Annotated in this window: 8 protein-coding genes; 6 read left to right on the top strand and 2 right to left on the bottom strand. The window is 71.9% G+C overall.

The window, feature by feature from the left end:
• The first annotated feature begins 70 nt into the window (after positions 1 to 70).
• The 3 genes from AB0J68_RS21630 to AB0J68_RS21620 all read left to right on the top strand — a co-directional run bounded on the left by AB0J68_RS21630 (position 71) and on the right by AB0J68_RS21620 (position 4,273).
• Entirely contained in the window at positions 71 to 1,687 is a 1,617-nt protein-coding gene (locus tag AB0J68_RS21630; RefSeq protein WP_363940195.1) for an Ig-like domain-containing protein, read from the top strand.
• A 106-nt stretch (positions 1,688 to 1,793) separates the two neighbouring features.
• Positions 1,794 to 2,660 (top strand): hypothetical protein, encoded by an 867-nt coding sequence (locus AB0J68_RS21625; RefSeq protein WP_363940194.1) that lies wholly within the window; start codon positions 1,794 to 1,796, stop codon positions 2,658 to 2,660.
• Between the two features lie 293 nt (positions 2,661 to 2,953).
• Positions 2,954 to 4,273 (top strand): hypothetical protein, encoded by a 1,320-nt coding sequence (locus AB0J68_RS21620; RefSeq protein WP_354858988.1) that lies wholly within the window; start codon positions 2,954 to 2,956, stop codon positions 4,271 to 4,273.
• A gap of 112 nt (positions 4,274 to 4,385) precedes the next feature.
• Here the strand turns inward: AB0J68_RS21620 and AB0J68_RS21615 are convergent, their stop codons facing one another.
• Together AB0J68_RS21615 and AB0J68_RS21610 are read right to left on the bottom strand one after the other, a co-directional pair.
• The gene (locus AB0J68_RS21615; RefSeq protein ID WP_007460530.1) at positions 4,386 to 4,733 is read right to left on the bottom strand and encodes an Lsr2 family protein; all 348 of its coding nucleotides are present in this window, start codon (positions 4,731 to 4,733) and stop codon (positions 4,386 to 4,388) included.
• Between the two features lie 155 nt (positions 4,734 to 4,888).
• Positions 4,889 to 5,035 carry a LuxR C-terminal-related transcriptional regulator gene (locus AB0J68_RS21610; RefSeq protein ID WP_355137218.1) on the bottom strand — a complete coding sequence of 49 codons (147 nt, stop codon included), beginning with the start codon at positions 5,033 to 5,035 and terminating at the stop codon, positions 4,889 to 4,891.
• On the opposite strand from AB0J68_RS21610, the gene AB0J68_RS21605 reads away from it, so the two are divergent.
• From AB0J68_RS21605 to lon, 3 genes are all read left to right on the top strand, one after another.
• Entirely contained in the window at positions 5,034 to 5,351 is a 318-nt protein-coding gene (locus AB0J68_RS21605; protein WP_355068355.1) for a manganese catalase family protein, read from the top strand. The two genes, AB0J68_RS21610 and AB0J68_RS21605, sit on opposite strands and share 2 nt — an antisense overlap.
• 72 nt (positions 5,352 to 5,423) lie before the next feature.
• On the top strand, positions 5,424 to 5,705 hold the full coding sequence (locus AB0J68_RS21600) for a hypothetical protein (RefSeq protein ID WP_363940192.1): 282 nt from the start codon (positions 5,424 to 5,426) through the stop codon (positions 5,703 to 5,705).
• A gap of 38 nt (positions 5,706 to 5,743) precedes the next feature.
• Positions 5,744 to 8,074, top strand: a complete 2,331-nt coding sequence (gene lon, locus AB0J68_RS21595; protein WP_363940190.1) for an endopeptidase La — start codon at positions 5,744 to 5,746, stop codon at positions 8,072 to 8,074.
• Positions 8,075 to 8,105: the final 31 nt, after the last annotated feature.

Raw genomic sequence — 8,105 nt, 5'->3', positions numbered from 1 at the left:
GCCGGCCTTGACGTCCGGCGCCGGTCAGGACGACGATCCTAGTGACGAATGTCGATGACGGGGGTCGTTGATGAGGCACCGGGTCGTCTGTCTGGCCGTCGCCGCGCTCGCTGCCGCCTCGGGTGTTCTCGCCGTGGTCCTCCCGGCGTCCGCCGCCAGCGGGTGTGCGGCGCAGCTCCAGGTTCGCTACCAGTACCCGTCGATGCTGCGCGGCGACCTCACGGTGCTGAGCGTCGGTCAGCCACTCACGAAGTGGACGTTGAGCTTCCCGCTGCGCTACCCGACCGAGCAGATCAAGAACGTCGACGGTGTGCGCTGGGAACAGCACGGCGGGCAGGTCACGATCCGCAACCTGCCCGGTGTCACGTTGCCGGCGGACCAGCAGGTGTCCTTTCCATTCGTCATGACGCACGGGGTGCGGATCGGCGGGCCGCAGACCTTTAGGCTCAACGGCGTCACCTGCACGACCGTGCTGCCCAGGCCCACGCCGACGCCCCCGTCGAGCCCGCCGCCGGTCTCGCCGAGTCCGCAGCCGAGCGGATCACCCAGCCCCGGCCCCGACCCGAACCGGCCGTCCGTCCAGATCACGAGGCCGGAAGGCGGGGACCACTTCTTCGCCCCGGCCACCATCACCGTGGAAGCCGCCGCCACGCCCGCGCCCGGCCGGCGGATCACCCGCGTCGAGTTCTTCGGCTCGAGCAGCCAGGCGGATCTCGCCCCGCTCGGCACCGACACGACCGCGCCGTACACCGCCCGGTGGCGTGACCTGCCGGCCGGCTACTACAGCTTTTACGCCCGAGCGTACGACGACCAGGGCGCTACGCAGATCAACGGGATGTCGCTCGTCCGCGTGTTGACACCGGGCGAGGAGCGGCAGGCGCCGTACGTCAGCGTGGTGCGCGACCAGCTCTGGGGCATCTCCCCGGTCATTGACGCGGCCGCCCCTCGACGCCTGACGCCGCTCGTCCGCACCGGTGCGGAGGCCCGCTGCGTGCAGGGGCGCGGCATCTGGGACGGCCCGGTCGACGCCACCGCCGTGGCCGGGCTCGTCGCACGCGGCGTCCAGGCGGCGTACGTCCCGCTCAACGAGGCCTGCTGGCTCGGCCTGTCGTACGTGGACCCCCGCTACGGCGCTCAGCCGTACCGACAGGAGATCGTCGCGTACACGCAACGCTTGACGGCCGCCGGCATCACGCCCATCGTCGCTCTCGGCTGGAGCCACGGCCGTTACACCGGGCCGGAGGCGACCTGCCGGGACGAACGTGCCGTCTGCGCCAAGCCGATGCCCGACGCCGCGTACGCCATGGACTTCTGGGAGAGCGTCGGTCGGACCATCTTCGGCGAGACGGTGGTATTCGACCTCTTCTCGGCGCCGTACCCGGATCAGGCGATCGCCGACCCGACCCTCGCCTGGACGTGCTGGCGTGAGGGTGACGAGGCATGCTCCGCGCTCGGCTATCCGACGGTCGGCATGCGGCTGCTGCTGGCCGCGCTCCGGATTGGTTCCCCCAGTGTGCTGCTGGCCAGTGGCCTGAACGGCGGCAACGACCTGTCCCGGTGGGCCGCGTACCGGCCGGAGGATCCGGTCCACAACGTCGCGGCGGCCTGGCGGCCGGCAGCGCCGGGGAACTGCCATCCGCCGACCCTGCCGCAGGCCCCCGTCGTCGTCACGGCGGTCTGCCGCTAGGGCAGCGGGCTCGGCGCTCCGCAGCCGGCCGGGCCGCTCCACCGGGACGGGTGATCGACCGCCTAGACTCGGCGCGGTTCGACCGACCGGCGGATGGATCAGGCACATGACGAGCAGTGACGGCCGCGGCTGGCTGCGGGCGATGCCCGCCGATGGTGGACGCGACGCGCTGTTCGACCGCGCCGGCCACCGGGTGTACGGGACGTGCCGGCTCAGCGAGCTGGTGCAGGGGCGTCCGCCCGGCGTCACGGGCAGCCAGTGGGGTTCGGCCAGCCGGGCGGCGTTCGACCTCGTGGTCAGCGCCGCCGACACCGGGCGGCCGGTCGTCGCCGTGGCGATCGGTCCGGTCCCGCCTGCCGGGTCGGCCGAGCAGCGCGTCGAGCGCCTCACCGACGCCGTGAGCGCGGCCGTCGGACTGCCCGTGCTGCGCATCGGGTCACCGACGCTGCGGGCCGCCGAGCACGGCCGGCGCCTCGTCGAGTACGTGGTCGACGCGCGCGCCTACGCGGCGGGCGGCACCGGGGACGAGCCCGCTCCGGTGGGATTCCGCGACATCCTCGGACGGCTTCCGGACGGCCGGACCGGCCCGGTGAACGACCTCGGCACGTTGACCCGCGCGGCGGCGGTCGAGGCGTACGTGGCCGGGCGCCTGGCCGACCCGATCGTGCGCGGGCTGCACGTGCACTGGGCCGAGGGCCCGGCGGAGGGCTGGAGCTGGGTCCAGGTGCGCCCGGACGCCTGCCTGGTTGAGCGGGTCTCGGTGACCGCGCAGCGCTTCTCCTGCGGCGTCGACGCGGCCCGGCTGGCCGAGGACCTGGCGACCGTCGCGGTCGGCGAACGGCTGCGCGCCGTGCGGCCGGACGGCCCGGACCTGCTGGCGCGCGCGGACCTCACCACGGAGATCGTCGCGTTGAGCCGGCGGCGGGACGAGCTGGTGGGCGGTTTCGCGTTCGACCACCTCTGCGCGGACTGACCGGCCACTTTCCCTGCTGAACCCTGCTCCGCACCCGATCCGCTCGGGGGCGGAGCAAATTTTCCTGTGCGCGGGTTGAACCTTCCCCATCGCCGTCCCGTACTCCTGCGCGAATGAAGAGGATCTCCCCAACCGCGTCGACCGGACGCGGGAGACGGTGCGGAAAGGGCATCGTCGGCCATCGACACGTTACCGGGTAGGTCGCGGTGGTCGCCGCCGTGGCGTGCCATCTCACATCCGTCGGTCCGCCGAGGGCAGGAATCCACTACCGGATCGAGAAGGAGAGCAATTCGATGCGCAGGTCCACTCGGGCGCGCCGGTCACCCGGCATCGCGCGGAGCAAGCGTCTGCTGGCCGTTGTCGGCACGCTCGTGGTCTTCGGCGGAGTAGTCGCCGTCACCCAGATCTCGTCGGCCCAGGACCGGCGGACGAACAAGCCCCGGCCAGCCGCCGGGCAGTGCGTGGAGCCGAGCCCGGGCTCGACCGCGCCGAGTGGCGCCTCGACCAGCCGCACCTGGCAGAACGGTCGGTGGGTGCGTAACCACTGGGGTGACGGTCAGGAGTCGGTGGCGGAGTGCGAGGACGCCAAGGACGGCACGGTGGGCACCGGCTCGGCCGTCGCCTGTCCCGATGTGGCGGCCAAGCTGCCGCAGGTGCCGGATCGGGCGCGAGCCGAGGTCGACCGTAATCTCGCACAGTTGCAGACCCAGATCGCCGAGGCCGATCGACGGCTGGCCGCCGAGGGCAACAAGGGCGCCGATTTCATCCGCAGTGCGATCCTGCAGCCGCTGGCCGGAAAGCGTAAGGCGGTGCTGGACCGGATCACGACCGCTATCGACCGGGTCGGACCGCGTCCGCAGGGTTTGGCGCAGCTCGCCGAGTGCCAGGTGCAGCCGACCGGTAACAACAACGGCGGCAGCACCGGTGGCGGGAACAACAACGGTGGGAACACCGGCGGTGGCAACAACAACGGTGGGAACACCGGTGGCGGAAACACCGGCGGTGGCGGAAACACCGGCGGCGGCAACAACAACGGCGGGAACAATGGCGGCACCGCCCCGGGCGCGGGGCTCGGCGTGCTGGCCAACAACTGCGACGAGAGCCAGTTGCAGCCGCACAACGGTTTCCAGAACGGCAACCGGTGCGTGAGCACCGAGTTCGGTGAGGTCGGCGCCGCCGCCAACAACCCGTCGCTGCTGATCACCCAGTTCCCGCAGCAGGTCGGCCGCAACCAGCCCTTCACCCTGCGGGTCAGCACCAAGAACCTGGTCCGTGACCGCTTCCTCGCGGCCGGTCAGGGTGGGTACTACGTGGAGAGCTCGCTGCTCAACGCCCAGGGCCTGGTCCGGGGTCACTTCCACACCGCCTGCCGGATGCTGGACAGCCTGACCGCGCCGCCGGAGCCGCAGGAGGTGCCGGCGTTCTTCGTCGCGACCGAGGACGGTCGCGGTGGCGCCCAGCCGGACGACGTGACCATTCAGATTCCGGGCCTGCCGGAATCGGGTACGGCGCAGTGCTCGGTCTGGGCCGGTGACGGCTCGCACCGTCTGCCGATGATGGAGCGGGCGAACCAGACCCCCGCCTTCGACTCGATCCGCATCAACGTGAACTGATTCGACAGTCGGCCGGCCAGTCGGGGTGGACAGCCCCGGGTGGCCGGCCACGCACACAGCGACGGGGTCCTGCCGTTTCCGGCGGGACCCCGTCGCTCGCTGTTGCCGTGTGTCAGCGGCTCTTGTACGCCTCGACGACCTCGACCGGGATCCGGCCCCGCTCGGAAATCTTGTAGCCGTTCTTGACGGCCCATTCCCGGATCGCCCGGTTCTGCTCGCGGTCCATTCCGGCGCCGCTGGGTCGCCCCGGCCGCCGAACTGTCCGTGTGTTCTCCGCCGGGCCCCGACCGATCCGCCGACCCGCATTGATGTACGGGTCCAGCGCCTTACGCAGGACGCCGGCATTCTCGTCCGAGACGTCGATCGTGTAGGCCACGCCGTCGAGACTGAACTCGACCGTCCGGTCGGCCTTCCCGCCGTCGAGGTCGTCGGTCAGGACCGTGATTACTTTTCTCGCCATTGCCGATTACTCCCTGTGTGTGGCGGGATGTGTCCAAAGTCTGACCTACCACCCGGGGAATCCGCAACAATATGCGTCCCATTCATTCGGCGCGTCGCGATTGAGTGGCGCACAAAACCGCGAACCGACGCGGAATCGCGGGCGTTGCCGCCGCGTCAATCGGTAAGCAGGCCGGCGTGGCCGGCGATGGCCGCCGCCTCCGCGCGGTTGGAGACCCGCAGCTTGCGCAGCAGCGCGGCGGTCATCCGTTTCACCGTCCGTTCCGAGACGTGCAGTTCCTCGGCGACGTCGACGGTGCTCATGTGGCTGGCCGCCATCGAGCAGCTCAAGGAGGACGGCCTGGAGGACATGCCGGTGCCGGACGCCTTCCCGGATTCCGGGGAGTTCACCGACGAGTTCGGCTACACCTACCTGGGCTTCTCCTCCGGCACCGACGCCGCCCAGGGGCGCTGGGCGTCCGGGCCCGCGCCGGACGGCAGGGGCGAGTTCCGCTACGACGACAATCCGCGCGCGAACGCCCCCGAGCCGGTGCTGCCGCCCGGTGACCCGCGGCTGTACGGCACCAACCCGGGCATGGCCGGCAGCGCCGTGGACACCGTCACGAGCAAGCTCACCTGAGATCGTCTCGTCGGGTCGCCCGCCCCGCACGGGACGGGACCGGCCCACCCAGGAAACGAGGAGGAGAAGCGCATGTCCGTCGTCGCGCCCGTCCGGGACACCGCCGTCGTCCCGCTGTCGCGTACCCGGGTGAAGCTTGTGGTCTGCACGGTGTTGACCGCGCTCGCCGTCGGTGTCGGGCTGCCCGCCCGGGTGGTGCTCGCCCTGTCGTTGACCAGCCTGGCCATTCCCGTCGCCGTGGCGCTGGCCGGCGGCATCCGGGCGGTCCGGGAGCTGGTGCTGCCGATTCGCCCGCCGGCACCGGGCAGTGGTCTGGGTCACACCTCGGAACAAGGGGAACGCTTTGTTACTTGAGTGAGATACGCTCAACTCAACGCGATAGCAGGTGTTCGATGGCAACTCTTCCGGTACTTCCCCTGACCGACGCCGTGCTGCTGCCCGGCATGGTCATCCCGGTGACCCTCGACCCGACCACCCAGGCCGCCATCGACGCGGCCCGGACGACCGGCGACCGCAAGCTGCTGGCCGTGCCGCGTATCGACGGCGAGTACGGCCCGGTCGGCGTGGTCGCCACCATCGAGAAGGTCGGCCGGCTGCCCGACGGTGAGCCTGCCGCCGTGGTCCGTGGCCTGTCCCGGGCCCGGATCGGCTCCGGCGTGCCCGGCCCCGGCGCGGCCCTCTGGGTCGAGGCGACCGAACTCGACGAACCCGCTCCCGCCGGCCGTGCCCGGGAACTCGCCCGCGAGTACCGCGCCCTGGTGACCTCCGTGCTCCAGCAGCGAGGCGCCTGGCAGGTCATCGACGCGGTGGAGCGGATGACCGACCTGTCCGAGCTGGCCGACTCGGCCGGCTACGCGCCCTGGTTGACCCTGGACCAGAAGACCGAGCTGCTCGCCGCGCCGGACGTCACCGCCCGGCTGGAGCTGCTGGTCGGCTGGGTCAAGGCGTACCTGGCCGAGCAGGAGGTCACCGAGCAGATCAACAGCGACGTCCGCGAGGGCCTGGAGAAGTCGCAGCGGGAGTTCCTGCTGCGCCAGCAGCTCGCCGCGATCCGCAAGGAGCTGGGCGAGGACGAGCCCGACGGCTCGGCCGACTACCGCTCCCGGGTGGAGAGCGCCGACCTGCCGGACAAGGTCCGCGAGGCGGCGATGCGCGAGGTCGGCAAGCTGGAGCGGGCCAGCGACTCCTCCCCGGAGGCGGGCTGGATCCGCACCTGGCTGGACACCGTGCTGGAAATGCCGTGGGGTACGCGTACCCAGGACAACACCGACCTGGCCGCGGCCCGGGCGGTGCTCGACGCCGACCACGCCGGCCTGGCCGACGTGAAGGACCGCATCCTGGAGTACCTCGCGGTGCGCAACCGCCGGGCCGAGCGCAACCTCGGCGTGGTCGGCGGTCGCGGCTCCGGCGCGGTGCTCGCCCTCGCCGGTCCTCCCGGGGTCGGCAAGACCAGCCTCGGCGAGTCCGTGGCCCGGGCGCTCGGGCGCAACTTCGTCCGGGTGTCGCTCGGCGGCGTCCGCGACGAGGCGGAGATCCGCGGTCACCGGCGTACCTACGTGGGCGCGCTGCCCGGCCGGATCGTGCGCGCGCTGCGCGAGGCCGGCTCGATGAACCCGGTCGTGCTCCTCGACGAGGTGGACAAGCTGGCCGCCGGCTACGCCGGCGACCCGGCCGCCGCCCTGCTGGAGGTGCTCGACCCGGCGCAGAACCACACCTTCCGGGATCACTACCTGGAGGTCGACCTGGACCTGTCCGACGTGCTGTTCCTGGCCACCGCCAACGTGGTGGAGTCCATCCCCGGCCCCCTGCTGGACCGGATGGAGCTGGTCACCCTGGACGGCTACACCGAGGACGAGAAGGTCGCCATCGCCCGCGACCACCTGCTGCCCCGGCAGCGGGAGCGGGCCGGTCTGACCGCCGACGAGGTCAGCGTCGCCGACGAGGCGTTGGCGCTGATCGCGGGGGAGTACACCCGGGAGGCGGGCGTCCGGCAGCTCGAACGGGCGCTGGCCAAGATCCTGCGCAAGGTGGCGGTGACGCTGGCGACCGACCCGTCGCCGGTACGCGTCGACACCGACAACCTCACCGGCTACCTGGGGCGGCCGAAGTTCACCCCGGAGTCGGCCGAGCGCACCGCGGTGCCCGGCGTGGCCACCGGCCTCGCCGTCACCGGCGCCGGTGGGGACGTGCTCTTCATCGAGGCGACGAGCATGGAGGGCGAGCCGGGGCTGACCCTGACCGGCCAGCTCGGCGACGTCATGAAGGAGTCGGCGCACATCGCGCTGTCGTACCTGCGCTCCAACGGGCGGCGGTTCGGCATCGACCCGAACGTCCTGGCCGGGCGCCGGATCCACGTCCACTTCCCGGCGGGCGCGGTGCCCAAGGACGGCCCGAGCGCCGGCATCACCATGGTGACGGCCCTGGCGTCGCTGGTCACCGGTCGCCCGGTCCGCCCCGAGTTCGGGATGACCGGCGAGGTGACGCTCTCCGGACGGGTGCTGCCGATCGGCGGGGTGAAGCAGAAGCTGCTCGCCGCGCACCGGGCCGGCCTCACCGAGGTCATCATCCCGGCGCGTAACGAGCCGGACCTGGACGACCTGCCGACCGAGGTGCGCGAGGCGCTGACCGTGCACACCCTGGCCGACGTGGCCGACGTGCTCGCCCTGGCGCTGCGCCCGGCCGACGTCCAGGCGCTGGACGGTCCGGCGCTCTTCAAGGTCTGACGCTCCGAACCAATGGCCCCCGCCGTCTTCT

It is taken from the genome of Micromonospora sp. NPDC049580, assembly GCF_040675595.1.
Lineage (GTDB): Bacteria > Actinomycetota > Actinomycetes > Mycobacteriales > Micromonosporaceae > Micromonospora.
This window is presented reverse-complemented; position numbering and strand designations above follow the sequence as displayed.